The sequence below is a fragment of the Brevibacillus sp. JB24b genome, from assembly GCF_051713385.1.
In the GTDB taxonomy this organism is placed as follows: domain Bacteria; phylum Bacillota; class Bacilli; order Brevibacillales; family Brevibacillaceae; genus Brevibacillus_B; species Brevibacillus_B laterosporus.
The window spans coordinates 2,701,546-2,721,162 of record NZ_JBNVQV010000001.1 but is presented as its reverse complement, the minus strand read 5'-3'; the positions used below and the strand labels follow the sequence as shown (position 1 = coordinate 2,721,162).

1 protein-coding gene is annotated in these 19,617 nt (G+C 39.9%); it reads left to right on the top strand.

Features of this window, described 5'->3' with window-relative positions:
- Positions 1-372: 372 nt before the first annotated feature.
- Complete coding sequence (locus tag ACQV1I_RS13165; RefSeq protein WP_116334612.1) at positions 373-19,545, top strand: non-ribosomal peptide synthase/polyketide synthase; 19,173 nt, start codon at positions 373-375, stop codon at positions 19,543-19,545.
- The last annotated feature ends 72 nt before the right edge of the window (positions 19,546-19,617 follow it).

Here is a 19,617-nt window from a genome sequence, read left to right as displayed (position 1 = left end):
TTTATAAGTCAAGAAACAAAGAGAAGAGAATTTAATCTTTACCAGCTTCTAAGCTCTAAAATAGCATATACGTTTCATTGGGAATTTCATACTTTTATGTTCTAAAGTAGTAAATGACTATTTTAATAATTATAGAAATGAAATTTATCTATCTTCATCAATCTTCATTTTAAGCGTTTTTATCTTAATATTTTTTAACTTTTCTATCATATAAGATTTTAATTATTACTTTTAATCTCTTATTTGGCAATAAAAAACAGAATGAAAAGACAAAATATTAATAATTTCACTTTTAAAAATAATGATACAATTGTAAAAGCACAACTTATTAACAAATATTTACACTACATTCAATTAGGAGGAAAAATTGGGATGATCAACCACGAACAGATATACCCCCTCACTCACTCCCAGAAACGTATTTGGTTTACAGAGGAATTTTTTCCTAATACCAGTATTTCGAACATTGGAGGTCTAATTAGGTTACAAGCAGAAAGGCTAGACTATGCACTGTTGCAAAAAGCAATCCAAACATTTATTCAAATGAACGATTCTATTCGCCTGCGTATTATTTTGGATTCTCAGAGTAACGAACCAAGGCAGTATATTGAACCTTATCATCAAGAAGTACTGCCTATGTTAGATTTCAGCGAAAAAACGGATCAGGATGAGTTATACTCTTGGGCCAATGAAAAATTTCAAACCCCATTTGAACTTTTACACAAGCAATTATTTGAATGTTCTGTCATTAAATGCAGTGAACAAGAAGGGTATATTTACCTAAAAACGCATCACATCATTACGGATGGTATGGCTTACGTACAAATCGTGAATCATATTATTTCCATTTATACAGAATTACTTACTGGCACAGATGTTTTAGAATCGAAGAACATGGGTTTACCAGCTTCTTTTATAGAATTTATTCATGATGAGGAAAATTACACAAGCTCAGCACGATTCCAAAAAGACCGAGAATTTTGGCACGAAGAGTTTTCTACTTTACCAGAATTTACTGGTTTTAAGGCATATGACGCTTATTCAGTTAGTACGAAAGCAAGAAGGAAAAGAATCGTTGTACCACAAGATTTACGAAATCAAGCACAAAAATTTTGCACAGAAAATAATATCAGTATTTTCACCCTATTCATGTCGATGTTTCATGCATATGTTTATCGTTTGACAGGACAAACAGACATAACCATCGGAACAACTTGCAATAATCGGACACAGCGTAAAGAAAAAGATATGATTGGTATGCTAGTTAGCACGATGCCGTTTCGTTTTCAAGGAGATCCTGAACAAGATGTTCTCTCGTTTATCCGCAATGTAGCGAAGAAGCAGAATAAATTATTTCGTCACCAGAAATATCCATACGATCAAGTAATGCAAAAAGTTCGGGACAAGCATCCTCATGTAAATAGTCTATTTCGTCTATTTGCTGGGTATCAGATCCTTGATTTTGAACAAATAGCTGGAGTTCGTTATACGGTAGAACAATTGTTTGTGGGTCATATGACAGAAGAGATTGCTTTACATATTCAAGAGCATAAAGACAAGGACTTATTGACCATTGAAATAGATTATGTAGAAAAAATGTACACAGAAGATGAAATAAGTAGATTGGCTAAACATCTTTTACGTTTGGCTCAAGATACGATTTCATTTCCAGAGAAAAAGGTAGCTGAGCTACAAATGCTTTCAGAGGAGGAGCAACACGATCTTGTTGTCTTATCAAATCAGCTTGTGAAACCATTCCCGGAAGAGAAAACGATTCATCAGCTCTTTGAAGAGCAGGTGGCTATGAATCCTGATCAGATCGCCGTCTACTTTGAGGGTTCAAAGCTCACTTACCAAGAGCTAAATGAAAAGGCAAACCAGCTTTCCCATATCCTCCGAGATAAAGAAGTCACTACGGATCAGCTCGTAGCCATAATCGCAGACCGTTCTGTGGAAATGATCGTTTCCATCTTAGCTATTCTCAAAGCAGGTGGAGCCTATGTTGCCATAGATCCTGTGCATCCATCAGAGCGTATTTCTTATATGCTGCAAGATAGTGAAGCCAACATTCTGCTAGCCCAAAAACAATATGTGAAAGATATCTCGTTTGGCGGACACATCCTAGAAATAGATGATGAGAAGCTCTTTGTTGGCAATAAGACAAATCCTACTTGGACAGTGCAAGCGACAGATCTTGCTTATGTTATCTACACATCTGGAACAACAGGTAAACCAAAGGGGGTTATGGTTGAGCATCGTGGAATTATCAATTTGCAACAATTCCTCCGTACACAATACGGGCTCTGCAAACAAGATCGTATCGTCCAATATGCCAGCTCCTCTTTTGACGTATCTGTAAAAGAAATCTTCATGGGCTTATTACATGGCGCGACATTGTATGTCCCGACCAAGGAGACAACACAAGATCCGACCTTATATGAACACTATTTGAGTAGTCATCAGATCACAGTGGCCATACTACCGCCTGTTTTTGCTGTTCATTTACATGCAGACAAACTCCGTTCCTTACGTCTCTTATTTACAGGTGGTTCTTCAACCACATCAGAAATGGTTCGCACTTGGAAAGATCGTGTGATATATGTAAATGCTTATGGTCCTACAGAGGCCTCTGTTCAGGCAACAGCATGGATTGCCGAAGAGCGAGAAGACGGCATGATTTCTATCGGTAAACCAATTGATAATGTCCAGGTATATGTTATGAATACCGAACATCAACTGCAACCAATAGGCGCAGTCGGGGAACTATGCATAGGTGGGGTAGGACTAGCGCGTGGTTATCTTAACCGTCCTGAATTAACCCAAGAGAAATTTATCGCGCATCCTTTCATTACAGGTGAAAAAATCTATAGAACTGGTGACTTGGTAAGGTGGATGCCAGATGGCAATCTTGAATATCTGGGGCGTATGGACGATCAGGTAAAGATACGTGGCTATCGTATTGAATTACTAGAGATTGAAACTCAATTGCTAGAAATAGAAGAAGTTGTTCAAACCATCGTTATCCCGTTTACCAACGATAATGGGCAGACTGACTTATGCGCTTACTTTGTGGCTACACGAGAAATGAGCATCCTTGAACTGCGCCAATCCATTGGAAAAAATCTACCAGCTTACATGATTCCTTCTACATTTATGCAGCTCGACGAAATGCCACTTACGGTAAACGGCAAGATTGACAAGAAGGCTCTTCCAAAACCTGAAGGAACGGTGAACACTGGATTACCATATGTTGCGCCGAGAAATGAGGTCGAGGAGCTACTTGCAAGTGCATGGGAAAAAGTGCTAGGAATAGACCGCATCAGTATCATGGACAACTTTTTCGAGATCGGTGGAGACTCGATTAAAGCAATCCAAATTTCCGCATGTTTGCATAAAGACGGCTTGAAGGTAGAAATGCGGGATATATTTAAACATCTATCTATTTCCGAGCTCAGCAAATACGTCAAGGTAGTTAAAAACGCCTATGATCAAGGAATGGTGGTAGGTGATGTTCCACTTACTCCTATTCAGCATTGGTTCTTTGAGAATCAAAAAAGCAATAGACATCATTTTAATCAAGCGAATATGCTGTACCGTGCAGAGGGGTTTGAGGGTGAAATAATTCGGCAGGTGTTCGAGCATATCATTGAACACCACGATGCATTGCGAATGACCTACTCAACTCTAAAAAATGGAAGTATTCAGCAGGTAAACCAAGCGTTCACTAAAGATCATTTTGATTTTGACATTTTTGATTTAAGAGATGAAACAAATGAATCGGTCATCAGAAATCAGATCAAACAGGAAGCTGACCGTCTCCAAACAAGCTTCGAACTTGATAATTGGGGACCATTAGTCAAAATAGGTTTATTTAAAACAACTTCAGGAGATCATCTATTGATTGTAATTCATCACTTAGTTATTGATGGAGTTTCTTGGCGCATTTTATTAGAGGACTTATCAACAGGCTATAGCCAAGTAGTCAGAGGAGAAGCTCTTTCCTTTCCATCAAAAACAGTCTCGTTTAAAGAATGGTCGACCCAATTGCAATCCTATGCAGCAAGTAAGGCGTTTCTTAAAGAAATCCCCTATTGGAGACAATTGGAACAAACCACAATACAACCTTTACCAACTGATGGATCTATTACAAATAATCAAAAAAAGGATAGCTCGGATATACATGTTGAACTCACTCCACAACAGACGAAACAGCTATTACAAGATGTACATCATGCCTATCATACCGAAATTAATGACCTATTACTGACTGCATTAGGTCTTACCCTAAAAAACTGGACAGGAGAAGAAAACATTCTCCTATTACTCGAAGGTCATGGTCGTGAAGATATCATGGCGAATATGGATGTTACCCGTACGATTGGCTGGTTTACATCTGCGTATCCGGTTATTTTGCCCATCAAAGAACATGAATTGTCGAAACAAATTAAGCTTACGAAAGAAACATTGAGAAGCATCCCTACTAAAGGTATTGGTTACGGTATCTTACAATATATAACCCCTGTAGAGCAGGCTGAATCAATGTCATTCCAGTTACAACCACAAATCAGCTTTAACTATTTGGGGCAATTCGATCAAGATACTGCAACAGAGGTGTTCTCATCTTCACAGTTGTCTAGCGGTGATTCAATCAGTCCATACTTTGTGCGTGATCAATTACTAGAATGCAATGGTGGTATTTTCGATGGTAAACTACAAATGATATTTACCTACAACCATCACGCTTATCAAGAATCCACAATTCAACACATTGCGGACCAGTTTAAGACAAACCTACTCGATCTTGTTAAACATTGCGTAGCAAAAACAACCAGCGAGCTAACTCCGTCTGATGTAGGAGCGCTGAATCTCTCTATCGAGGAGTTTGAAGACATCCAATCAATCCTGCAAGAAGTGACTGGAAATACAAAAATTACTAAAGTATATCCTCTGTCGCCTATGCAGGAAGGCATTCTATTTCATTCAGAATTGCAGCCTGAAAGTCCAGCATATTTTGAGCAAAACAGTATCCCGCTCCATGGTACGCTCAATCTAGCTCTTCTGGAACAAAGTCTAAACATGGTAATAGCTCGTTATGATGTATTACGGACTGTGTTTGTCCATCAAGAACTGAAACGTCCGGTACAGGTTGTTCTACAAGATCGACAAACAAACATACACTTTGAAGACATTTCTCATTTAGACGCAGTAAGTCAGCAATCATATCTTGATTCCTACAAAGAGAGGGATAAGCAGGAAGGCTTTACAATAGCAAAAGACGTACTTCTGCGCCTTGCCGTTTTAAAAACAGGGGAAGACACCTATCAATTACTCGTAAGCTTCCATCATATTATTATGGATGGCTGGTGCTTTGTTATCGTATTAGATGAATTGATACGTACGTACCATTCCCTACTAAACAAGACGGAAATTCAACAGAATCCTGTCTATCCTTATAGCGACTATATTGAATGGTTGGAGAAACAGGACAGAGAAGAGGCTCTTACTTATTGGAAAAATGATCTACTCGGATATGAGCAGCTAGCCACACTTCCGAAATGGCGCTCGCAGAAAACAAGAAACTACGTTCAAGGTAACCATCTTTTCCATTTTGATAAAGAAACTACAATCGGACTAGAACGGTTAGCAAAGCAATACCATACTACATTAAACAATGTTTTCCAAAGCCTATGGGGCATTCTGTTGGGGCGTTATAACGGAGTAGATGATGTAGTTTTTGGGGCAGTTGTCTCTGGACGAAACGCAGATATACAAGGCATTGAACAAATCGTAGGTCTATTTATTAATACGATACCTGTTCGTGTGCAACCATTTGCAGAACAAAGCTTTATTGAATTATTGCAAAAGGTAAAAGAACGCGGAACTGCGTCGTCTCAGTTCGATTACTTATCACTTGCTGAAACACAGGCAATGAGCTCCTTAAAGCAAGGATTATTAGACCATCTCCTCATCTTTGAAAATTATCCGACGCCTGACAAAGAAGGAGCATCCTCCAATGAGAAGAGATTAGATTTTGAGTTTGCTAAAATGGAGGTTTTTGAGCAGACAAACTATGATTTCAATGTACTTGTAGCCCCATATGATCAGCTATATGTAAATTTTAGATACAATGAACAAATCTATGATCCACAGCTTGTAGAAAGCATAGCTTCCCATTTGACAGAATTGGCATGTGCGGTTGTTTCCAATCCAGAAATGAAGCTAGGCAATATCAACATCTTATCTGAGGCTGAGAAACATCATATTCTTCATGAATGTAATCAAACAACAGTAGATTTCCCGCGTCATAAGACGATTCATCAGCTATTTGAAGAGACTGCTACTAGAATACCCGACAATACTGCTGTTTATTTTGAGAATGAAGAATTAACCTATCGTATGTTGCATGAGCGCACCAACCAGCTAGCTAGAACATTACGAGCGAATGGCGTAACACCTAATAGTATTGTTGGAATTATGCTTGATCGTTCCTTTGAGATGATAATTGGCATTTTGGGGATTTTGAAAGCAGGAGGAGCATATCTACCACTAGACCCGAAGCATCCACAAGACCGTTTAGAATTTACGTTAGAAGACAGTAAGACAGAAATCCTATTAACCCAATCAGAATACAATGGACTAGTAGATTTTAATGGCTTTGTCATCGAGCTAGATCAACCAGGTGCTTATCACATAGACAGCACCGATTTAGAACATGTGAATCAATCGACAGATATGGCTTATGTTATCTATACGTCCGGCTCAACTGGTAAACCAAAAGGTGCCATGATTGAACATACGTCCGTACTTAATCGACTACTCTGGATGCAAAAAGCATATCCACTTACCGAAAATGACGTCATCTTGCAAAAGACTCCGTTTACCTTTGATGTCTCTGTATGGGAAATGTTCTGGTGGGCATTTGTAGGAGCAAAAGTGTGCTTCCTCATTCCAGAGGGAGAAAAAGATTCGTCTACAATCGTAGATGCCATTGAACGCCGGCGTGTAACTACAATGCATTTTGTACCATCCATGCTCCATGCCTTCTTAGAGCATATCGATCTAAACTCGTCGGAAATCGAAAGACTCGCAAGCTTACGCACAGTTTTTGCTTCTGGTGAGGCATTGCAGGTTGCACATGTCGAACGTTTTAATTCTCTTCTTCATGCTTCGTATCATACGAAATTAGTTAATTTATACGGGCCAACGGAGGCTACTGTAGACGTTTCGGTATTTGATTGCTCGATAGAAGAAAGAATGGATACAGTACCTATCGGAAAACCGATTGATAATACTCAGCTATACATCGTGAGTAAAGAGAATCAGCTCCAGCCTGTAGGAGTCGCAGGTGAACTTTGCATTGGCGGGGTGCAATTGGCTCGTGGTTATTTGAATCGACCAGAACTAACAGCTGAAAAATTCGTTCCTAATCCGTATGTAATGGGAGAACGGATGTATCGTACGGGTGACCTTGCACGTTGGATGCCAGATGGTAATATTGAATATCTTGGTCGTATCGATCATCAGGTCAAAATTCGTGGCTTCCGCATAGAGCTTGGTGAGATCGAAACCCAAATTTTAGCTTACGAAGGAATAAAGGAAACCGTTGTCATTGCAAGTGAAGATAATCAAGGGGAAAAATATCTGTGCGCATATTTTGTAGCTACGAAAGACATGACTTCCACTGACTTGCGAGACTTTTTAGCAAATGAATTACCTAGCTATTTTATTCCTGCGCAGTTTATTCAGCTTGAAAAAATGCCGCTTTCTCCAAACGGTAAAATCGACAGAAAGGCTCTACCAAAAGACGAATTCATAGGGAAAGCAACTGAGTATATGGCTCCCCGTACTAGACTAGAAGAAAAGCTAGTTGCTATTTGGCAGGAATTGCTTGGTATCAGTCCTATCGGTATTTATGATGACTTCTTTGAACTCGGAGGACATTCTCTCAAAGCTACCGTTCTCGCATCTAGATTGCATAAAGAATGTGACGTACAAATTGCATTGAGTGATCTTTTCCAATTTAAAACAATAGATGCATTGGCAACCCTCATTAATAGAACAAAGAAGACTCATTATTCAGAAATACAATCGATTGAGCCTAGCAATTATTATTCCGTGTCTTCTGCACAAAAGCGAGTGTTAATTATTGCCCAAATGCAAGGTGCACAATTAGCCTACAATATGCCTGTTGTATGCAAATTGAGTGGTTTTATCGACAAAGACCAATTGGAAGAAGCGTGCAAAAAACTAGTACAACGCCACGAGAGTCTACGTACTTCGTTTGATTGGATTGATGGAGAACCTGTTCAAATTATTCACCCTCATATTGATTTCAACATGTCTCGTAAAGAGTTATTCGTTGATATCTCAATTCGTGAAGAAGCCATAGCTACTACGGTACAAGCATTTATTAGACCGTTTGATCTAAATCGTGCTCCGTTATTCCGAGTAGAAATAGTCACCATGGAAGAAGATGAGCATATTCTCATGATAGATATGCACCATATCATCTCAGATGGTGTCTCCACAAACATTTTGCTTCATGAACTATCTAAGCTCTATGCAGATGAAGAGTTACCTAACCAACGAATTCAATACAAGGACTTCGCTGCATGGCAGCAAGAGATGTATCAAACGGATGTAATGCAAAAGCAAGAAGCCTTTTGGCTGAAAACATTTGAAGGGGAAATACCAACTCTCCAAATGCCAACAGATTATGCTAGACCATCTGTACAAAGCTTTGAAGGTGACATCGTCTCTTTTGGCATAGATGCTGATTTGACCCAAAACCTTCGTCAAATTACTTCACTAACGGGGACAACGATGTATATGGTTCTTCTTGCAGCATTCCAGGTCTTGCTTGCCAAATACAGTGGACAAGAGGAAATTATGGTGGGAAGCCCAGTTGCAGGTAGACAGCATGCTGATGTTGAGGAAACCGTCGGAATGTTTGTTGGAACACTCGTTATGAGAGGATTCCCAGCTCTTGAAAAGACTTTTACTAGCTATCTTAAAGAAGTAAAAGAGAGCACTTTGCAAGCGTTTGAGAATCAAGATTATCCGTTTGAAGAACTCGTAGAAAAGCTTGACGTTAATCGTGACATGAGCCGAAATCCATTATTTGACGTCATGTTTGCCTTGCAAAATGTAGGAAATGAAATATTGAAAATAGATGGGGTTAAAACAACTCCTTACGAAGCCATCTTCAATCTAGCTAAGTTTGATATTACACTAGCGGCTTTTGAAGTTGGAGAAGAGATCAATTGCTACTTTAACTATAGTACGAAGCTATTTAGAAAGGACACCATTCATCGTTTGGCAGGACATTTCGTACAAGTACTTCGTTCGATTGTCAACAATCTTGATATTCAAATTTCGCAAATTGACATGGTAACACCAGCAGAAAAAGAACAGCTTCTCGTTGCATTTAATGATACAGATAAAGAGTTTGACACCCAGGCAACGATACAGCAGCTCTTTGATAAACAAGCAGCCTTGACTCCAGAGCAAGTAGCAGTATTTTTCGAGGGGAAACAGCTTACGTATCAAGAATTAAATGAAAAAGCAAATCAACTGGCACGCTTGTTAATCAGAGAAGGGATTGTAAAGGACAATATCGTTGCTATCATGACAAGTCGATCACTAGAGATGATTGTATCGATTGTAGCCGTACTCAAGGCTGGCGGTGCATATGTACCAATAGATCCTGTCCATCCAGCTGATCGTATTCAATATATGCTAGAGGACAGCAATGCACAGGTACTACTCACACAGAAGCACCTTATGGATAAAGTACCTTTTAATGGTTATATCCTCGATATAGAAGACGAAATGCTCTACCAAGGTGAAGTAACTAATGTCGAAATACAAGCTTCATCAACAGACCTGGCTTATGTGATCTATACATCAGGGACTACTGGTAAACCAAAAGGGGTCATGGTTGAACACCGCGGAATTATTAGCTTGAAAACCTATTATCAGTCAGACTTTGGCATAGGTATTCACGATCGTATGGTACAATTTGCAAGCTCTTCCTTCGATGTATCAGTGTGGGAAATCATCGTTTGCTTACTAACAGGAGCATCGTTATACATTCCGACCCAAGATACAATATACGATCCAGTTGCTTTTGGAGAATTTATTGAAGCTCACCAAATCACAGTAGGCTTGATACCGCCTGTATATATCGTCAACGTGGAGCCAAGCAAATTATCATCGATGCGTCTTTTGCTCACGGGTGGCTCAGCATCGAATAGTGACATTGTAGCAACTTGGAAGGATCGGACAACCTATATGAATGCTTATGGACCGACTGAATCGTCTGTCATAGCGACTACATGGGTTGGTACAGATCGAGAAGATGAAGCATTACCGATTGGACGACCAATCCCAAATACGAAGGCCTATGTTCTAAATGGTCAGAACCAGTTGCAACCAATTGGTGTATTAGGTGAATTATGCATTAGCGGAGCAGGCCTAGCACGTGGTTATCTCAATAAACCCGAGCTAACCGAAAAAGTGTTTGTCGAGCATCCATTTGCAGAAGGCGAACGGATGTACAAGACAGGGGACTTAGTAAGATGGCTCCCAGACGGAATGATCGAATACTTTGGACGGATCGACGACCAGGTAAAAATACGTGGTTACCGTATAGAATTAGGAGAAATTGAAGCACACTTGCTTTCTCTTCATGAAATACATGCCACAGTGGTCGTAGCGTTTACTAATGAAGAAGGACAACCCGATTTATGTGCTTATATCGTTGCTGATCATGAAATCAATATAGCTGATATCCGGCAACAGATTGGCCAACATTTACCTTCTTACATGATTCCAGCATACTTTGTGCAGCTAGATAGCATACCGATATCGGTAAATGGAAAAGTTGACAAAAAGCGACTACCAAAGCCTTCTACATCTAATTCAGATGGTAGAGAATACGTGGCACCACGAAATGAAATAGAATCAACGCTTGCAAGTATCTGGAAAGCAGTCCTAGGAGTAGAGCAGATTAGTATTCACGATAACTTCTTTGAAATAGGTGGGGATTCAATCAAGGCTATTCAAATTTCTTCCCGTCTTCATAAAGAAGGACAAAGGCTAGTTATTAGCGATTTGTTTAAAAATCCGACGATTGGACAACTAAGTAAGTATGTAAAAGCGGGTACTCAAGCTTTTGACCAAGGATCAATTGAGGGAGACGTACCACTTACACCAATCCAACGCTGGTTATTTACGGAACACAGTACAAATCTTCATCATTTTAATCAAGCGAATTTCCTCTTCCGACCAGAAGGATTTAACGTAGAGTACGTTCGTCAGGTATTTACCCATATTATTCATCATCACGATGCATTACGTATGGCCTATTTCTTAACGTCAAACGATATGGCAAAGCAAGTAAATAGAGGAATAAATGAGACGGAAGCTTCTTTTACTGTAGAAGTTATCGATTTGATGCAGGAATTAAGCGAGGAGCACGTGGCAGAACGGATCGAACAAGAGGCAAACCGTATTCAAAGCAGTATGGGCCTGCTTCATCAAGGGCCACTGGTCAAATTAGGTCTATTCAAAACTACAGAAGGTGATCACCTTCTGATTGCCATTCATCATCTCGTTATTGATGGTGTATCGTGGCGTATCTTACTTGAGGATTTTACAACAGGCTATGAACAAGCACACAAAGGAGAGCCTATCGTTTTCCCAGCGAAAACTGTTTCGTTACAAGAATGGGCAAAGCGTTTGGAAACCTACTCTACAAGTAAGGAACTACTTAGAGAGAAAACATACTGGAAACAAATCGAAGAAACAAGACTTGATCCAATCCAGACAGATTTCATTGCTAGTCCTAACCGTATGAAAGATAGTTCATCTTTATCAATGGAGCTATCCGAAACCGAGACAGCCCTTTTATTAACAGATGTGCATCGTGCCTATCGTACTGAGATGAACGACATCTTGCTAACAGCGCTAGGAATAACGCTTAAAGAGTGGACGTCAAATGATAACATTGCTGTCTTACTTGAAGGACATGGGCGTGAGGATATTATTGAAGAGATGGACATCAATCGAACAATCGGCTGGTTCACATCTGCTTTCCCAGTCCTACTCCCGATGTCTAGGGTTTCAGATGTTTCATACGGAATAAAACAAGTCAAAGAAACCTTGCGCAAAATTCCTAATAAAGGGATTGGTTACGGTATACTTAAGTATTTGACCCCACTGGAGCACAAGCAAGATATTTCGTTTACGATACAGCCTGAGATTAGTTTTAATTACCTAGGCCAATTTGATCAAGAAGTAACAACAGAAGTATTCACGGTCTCAAATATGTCAAGAGGTTGCCTTGTAAATCCAGAGATGAATCGGGATCAATTAATCGATATAACTGGTGTTACTGTTGGAGGCAAACTACGATTGTCTTTCGTATATAACCATCTTGCATTTCAGAAGGAGAGTATTGAGAAGCTAATCGAAGGTTTTACATCTAACTTACTCTCAATCATCAAACATTGTATGAGCCAATCAACAAGTGAATCAACGCCTTCTGACTTGGGTTATGCAGGTCTACCTATTGAAGAATGGGATACCATTCGTACTTTTATACAGTCTGAATTAGATACCAATGAAATTAGCAAGCTATATCCACTTTCTCCCATGCAAGAGGGCATGTTATTCCATGCAAACCTAGATACGAATACATCTATGTATGTCGAACAATACAATTTACCTTTATCTGGAAGTATGGATATTTCTAAAATGGAACAGGCTTTCAACTCTATCATCCAACGCTACGATGTGTTACGTTCGATATTTGTACATCAAGATATGACACGTCCACTGCAAGTAGTTCTTAACGAGCGTATAGCTACTGTTCACTTTGAAGATATTTCTGCTTTAGCTCAAGAGGATCGAATTGAGTATATGGAAAGCTTTAAACAAAAGGATAAAGAACGTGGATTTAAGCTATCTAGTGATAGGTTGATTCGGTTGGCTGTTCTGCAAACAGGGTTGGAAGAATACCTCATGATTTTAAGCTTCCATCATATTCTTACAGATGGTTGGAGCATACCAATAATTATGGGGGAATTTATTCATACGTATCATTCGCTACTCAATGATATTCCTTTATCACTCGGTCCCGTCTATCCGTATAGCGACTATATCAATTGGTTGGAAAAACAAGATAGAGCAGAAGCCATCTCGTATTGGCAGGAATATGTGGCAGGGTATGAACAACTGGCTACTATACCAAAGGAAAGAAAAGGTCAAGGTGTAGAATACAAGACCGAGCTGTTTGAGTTTTGCTTCGATCAAGCTATGACAAGTGGTTTAGAGCAGTTAGCCAAGCAATACCAAACCACTTTAAACAGCGTATTCCAAACAATCTGGGGCATACTGTTAGCTCGATATAATCGTGCCAATGATGTGGTGTTCGGCGCTGTAGTCTCTGGTCGCAATGCAAACGTTACAGGCATTGAGCAAATGGTCGGTTTGTTTATCAATTCAATTCCTGTACGCATACAATTGGATGCAGAAACAAAGTTTATTCAGTTACTGCAACAAGTGCAAGCTGATGCCCTTACCTCGTCTGATTATGACTATCTCTCACTTGCCGATATTCAATCCACAAGTGAATTACGCCAGGGCTTACTTGATCATTTGATTGCTTTTGAGAATTATCCGACTCCAGCAGAGGATGGAAATATTCATTTAGCTAAAAAGGTAGTAATTGATTTTCAACAAATGGAGGTATATGAGCAAACCAACTACGATTTCAATGTAGCAGTGGGTCCAGGTGAAGAACTTTATATTAAGTTTATGTACAACGCGCATGTCTACAACAAACAAATGATGGAGAACATTGCAGCTAATCTCAAACAAATCGCACGGAGCATTCTTGCAAATCCATCTAGTAAAGTAAGTGATATAGACATTGTTCCTGCTGAAGAAAGACAAAAATTACTAGTTGAGTTTAACCATACACAGGCTCCATTTGAGAAAGAGAAGACCATTCCTCAGATTTTTGAAGAACTGGTAATGAGATATCCCAATCATCCTGCTGTCTATTTTGAAGGTGATCAATTAACGTACCAAGAACTGAATGAAAAAACAAATCAGTTGGCACGTGAACTACTTACACTTGGAGTGACGACCGATCAGATTGTTGCAGTTATGACAGACAAAAGCATCGAAATGATTGTTGCTATCATGGCTGTCCTAAAAGCTGGAGGTGCCTACTTACCAATTGATTCATCTTATCCAGATGAGAGAATTGCATATGTATTAGAAGATAGCCAAGCTACAATTCTTTTGACACAAAGTCATTTACTCGGATCAATTCGTAATGACTTCGCTACCTATCAAGGTAAAATTTTGGAGCTTACTGACGATAGACTGTATCAAGGCGATACAACTAATCTCAATGTATCAATCACACCAACCGATCTTGCATATGTTATCTATACGTCTGGAACAACAGGAAAACCAAAAGGTGTAATGCTTGAGCATCACGGAGTTGTTAAGTTAAAGCAGTATATCCATGATCACTACGGAATGTATAAAGAAGATCGCGTTTTGCAGTATGTTAGTCCTTCTTTTGATGCATCTGTAAAAGAAATTTTTGCTTGCTTGTTAAATGGAGCAACATTGTACGTACCTACGAAAGAGACAACTCAAGACCCTACTTTATTTGAAGATTACGTGAATCGTCATCATATTACGGTAGCGGCGTTACCACCTGTCTTTCTCGTACATGTAAATCCTGATAACATAACATCTTTGCGGCTTTTATTTACTGGTGGCTCTGCGATTACTACCGATCTGGTCCAAGCATGGAAGGACCGAACACTATACGTCAATGCTTACGGTCCAACTGAAGCGTCTATCCAAGCGACAGGCTGGATAACAGCAGAAAGAGCAGATGGAATCTTACCAATTGGGCGTCCAATAGACAATACCCAAATCTATATTGTTGGAGTTGATTATCAATTACAGCCGATTGGCATTCCAGGAGAACTTTGCATAAGTGGAGTAGGTCTGGCGCGAGGTTATCTCAATCGCCCTGATTTAACACGTGAAAAGTTTGTAGACAATCCATTTGTTTCTGGCGAAAAAATGTATAGAACAGGTGACTTGGCAAGATGGCTTCCTGATGGAAATATTGAGTATCTTGGTCGTGTGGACGATCAAGTAAAAGTCCGTGGTTTTAGAATTGAGCTAGGAGAAATTGAAACCCAATTGCTAACACACGATGCCATCACTGAAGCGGTTGTCCTAGCCCTCACGGATGAAGGGGGACAAACTGATTTATGCGCTTATTTTGTCAGCACGCGTAGTATAGCCGCTATTGAATTGCGACAATATCTTGAGCAAAGCCTGCCATCCTATATGATCCCAGCATTCTTCATCAATTTGGAAGAAATGCCTGTGACGATCAACGGAAAAATAGATAAGCGCAGTCTACCAAAGCCAGACAAAAATGTTGATACAGGAGCAGTTTATGTGGCACCACGCAATGCTATTGAATCCAAGCTGGTTTCTATTTGGCAAGAGGTACTGGGCGTAGAACGAATCAGTGTCCTTGATGACTTTTTCGCACTGGGAGGCCATTCATTAAAAGCCACCGTACTTCTATCGAAAATTCATAAAGAATTCGAAACAGGGACATCTCTTCGTGAGATTTTTAAACACACGAAGCTCGAAGAAATGGCCACTTTAATTGGTCATGGACAGAAGAATGCTTTTGAAGAAATAGAACCAGTGGAGATAGCAGAAAGTTACCCTGTCTCTTCCGCTCAAAAACGACTGCTTATCCTAACACAGTTGGAAGGAGCTGAACTTAGCTACAATATGCCAATGGCCCTGAAGCTTTCAGGTGATATCGTAGCTAATCTACTGGAAAGCTCATTCCAAGAGCTAATTAATCGTCATGAAAGCTTGCGGACATCTTTTGACTGGACAGATGGGCAAATGAGACAGATTGTTCATGAATCTGTAATGTTCCATATGGTTCATACAGTGGCTTCGGAGAGTGAGCGTAATCAAATCATCTCGACATTTACACAACCATTTGATTTGAATCAAGCACCGTTGATGAGAGCTCATCTTGTCACTTTTAAGGAGAAGGAACATCTCTTATTGCTTGATATGCACCATAGCATTTCTGACGGGGTTTCTATGAGTATCATACTCACGGAGTTAGCTAAAATCTATGCAGGAGAAGAACTCCCTGCATTATCAATTCAATATAAAGATTTTGCTATGTGGCAACAAAAAATGTATGAATCCGATGCAATGCAGAAGCAAGAGTGGTACTGGCTTGAGAATCTCTCAGGTGACTTGCCAGTTCTACAAATGCCAACTGATTATCCAAGACCAGCTGTTTATAGCTTTGATGGTGACAATCTTCCCTTTACTGTGGACAAGGAATTATCAAGCGCTCTAAGACAACTGGCAATGGAGACTGGAACGACCATGTATATGATATTACTGGCAGCATTACAGGTTACCCTTGCCAAATACAGTGGTCAAAATGACATTCTTATCGGAAGCCCGATTGCCGGACGTCCACATACTGATCTACAAAGAATCGTTGGGATGTTTGTAGGTACGCTAGTGATGCGTGGGTTCCCAGAAGCCCAAAAGAGTTTTTCAACCTTCTTATCTGAAGTGAAAGAAACAGCGCTTCATGCCTACGAGAATCAAGACTATCCATTTGAAGAGCTGATAGAAAAACTAGACCTCAAGCGTGACATGAGCCGTAATCAACTCTTTGATGTCATGTTCACTCTACAAAATATGGATGGTCCAGAAAATGGATTGACTTTTGGTGAAGCAAATGTCTCCCTATATGAAACTAGGCAGAATATGGCGACTTTTGATCTTACTGTGACTGCTCATGAATCAACAGAAGGGATTAGAGTTGATCTAAACTATTGCACGAAATTGTTTAAGCGTGAAAGTATTGAGCGTTTTTCTAATCATTTTACGCAGGTACTGCGTGCAATTGTTAGAGACCATCATGTTATTTTAGCTGAGATAGACATGGTGACAGATAGCGAAAAACATCAATTAGTAACAGAATTTAATGATACAAAGATGGATTTCCAGTCTGATAAGACTCTTCATCAACTCTTTGAAACGCAGGCAGAATTATACCCAAGTAATAGAGCTCTCTATTACGAAGGACAATCTTTGAGTTATCAAGAATTGAATGAAAAAGCAAATCAATTGGCTCGCTTACTCGTCGCAAAAGGGATAAAGGCGGAGGATAACGTAGCAATCCTAACAGACCGTTCTCTTGAAATGTACGTCGCTATTTTAGCCATTCTCAAAGCGAATGGCGTTTATGTACCAATCGATCCAGCTTATCCAATGGAGCGTATTCGCTTTATCCTAGAAGACAGTCAAACACAATTTCTGCTTACGCAAACAAACACTGACTTACGTGCCAATGTTTCAGACAACATTGAAGTTATTCAATTAAATGATCAATCTCTGTACCAAGGAGAACATGAAAACCTAGCATTGCCAGCCTCACCAAACAATCTTGCATACATTATATATACATCCGGTACGACAGGAAATCCAAAGGGCGTCATGCTAGAACATCGTGGAGTGGTTAACCTGATAGATCATATTCGATCAGAGTATGGCATTTGGGAGCAAGACCGAGTCATTCAATACACAAGCCAATCATTTGATCCATCTATCATGGAAATCTTCTTGGCATTACTCAATGGGGCAGAGCTATATATCCCAACCAAGGAGACAACTCAAGATCCTGCTTTGTATGAGAAATTTATCAATAAACACCTGATAACTGTAGCTGAAATTCCTGGAGCATTTGCTAGTGTAGTTAACCCGGAAAGACTCATTTCTCTTCGTTTTGTTTCAACAGGTGGCTCCGCTTTGACACCTGGAGTAGCCAAAGCATGGAGAGATTACGTTCGCTTCATCAATGCATATGGGCCGACAGAGACCACTATTCAATCAACAGAGTGGGTTGTAGAGGAACGAACCGATGGCGCTCTACCGATCGGACGCCCAATAGCAAATACACAAATCTACATCTTGAATCCATCAAATCAACTCCAATCCATTGGAGTACCAGGCGAATTATGCATTGGAGGTGTGGGGCTTGCGCGCGGTTATCTCAATCGTCCTGATTTGACAGAAGAGAAGTTCATTGATAACCCGTTTGTTACAGGTGAAAAGATATACAAAACAGGTGATTTAGCTAGATGGCTTCCTGATGGGAACATTGAGTTTTTAGGTAGAATTGATGATCAAGTAAAAGTACGTGGCTTCCGCATCGAGTTGCTCGAAGTAGAATCTCATATCCTAGGACTTGAAGATATTTCGGAAGCTGTATTGACTGTAATCCAGGATACAACAGGCCAAAATCAATTATGTGCCTATTTCGAAGCAAAACGCACAATTACCGTTTCCGAGCTACGAGAGCAACTAGCAAAAACGTTACCAGCATACATGATTCCTTCCTATTTTGTGCAATTGGAGAGCATGCCGCTCATGGTAAACGGTAAGATTGATAAAAAGGCTTTACCGGCAGCTGAAGCAAATATGGTTATCGGTAGTGAGTACATTGCTCCACAGACTGAGATGGAGGAGAAACTTGCGGATATCTGGGAAGAAGTGCTTGGTATGGTACAAATCAGCGTAGAAACGGATTTCTTTGAATTAGGTGGACATTCTCTCAAAGCAGTACAGCTTGTCTCAGCTATTAGTAGAGATATGGGGATAGAGATGCCACTTCAGTTTGTATTCCGCTACCGTACCATTCGTCAATTAGCCGAGAAGCTGACAGTACTGCAATATGTACAAGTGGATCAAGAGGCACCTGTTACCCTGCTTAATGAAGGAGGAAAGCCAATCGTTTTTGCCTTCCCGCCAATCGCAGGTTTAGGTGCTGCATTCAAAGAAATCGCAAGCGAGCTTCCGGAATACTCGATCTATTCATTTGATTTTATCACGAACGATCATCTTATTGATGAATACATCAATCACATAATGAACATCCAATCAGAGGGGCCATATCTACTGATGGGTTATTCAGCAGGGGGAAATGTGGCATTCGAGATTGCCAAAGTACTAGAAGAAAAAGGTCATCAGGTTCAAGGAATCATTCTTCTTGATACGATAAGGCAGACCGATTACCAGCTCGTAAACGATGAAGAAATTCGTGAAAATGTGGAACTGATCGATAAAGCTGCAGAAGAGAATGAAATATTCAAGGTGGCGAGTATACGGAACAAAATTGTCCAAAACATCGAGAATTATGGTGCATTACTCAATACCATAATCAATGACGGTATGGTTGAGGCAAGCATCCACCTCATTTTAGCGAAAGAGATTGAGCGTGAAGAGGAACTGAAATGGAAGAAGTCTACAACGGGCACCTATATGGAATATCAAGGATATTCTAAACACCATGAGATGGTTGACAAGCAATTTGCTAAACAACATGCTTATTTAATCAATGAAATTTTGGCATTGCTACATCAAGTTGAGATATCCCATTAAGAAGTAAAATTTACATGGAACTGGGTTGTTTCATAACATCGAATATTCCCAGTTCCTTTCTTCTATCTCATT

Excerpts from the sequence above, each read along its gene's own strand:
- ACQV1I_RS13165 (WP_116334612.1), top strand. The coding sequence starts at position 373 with ATGATCAACCACGAACAGATATACCCCCTCACTCACTCCCAGAAACGT.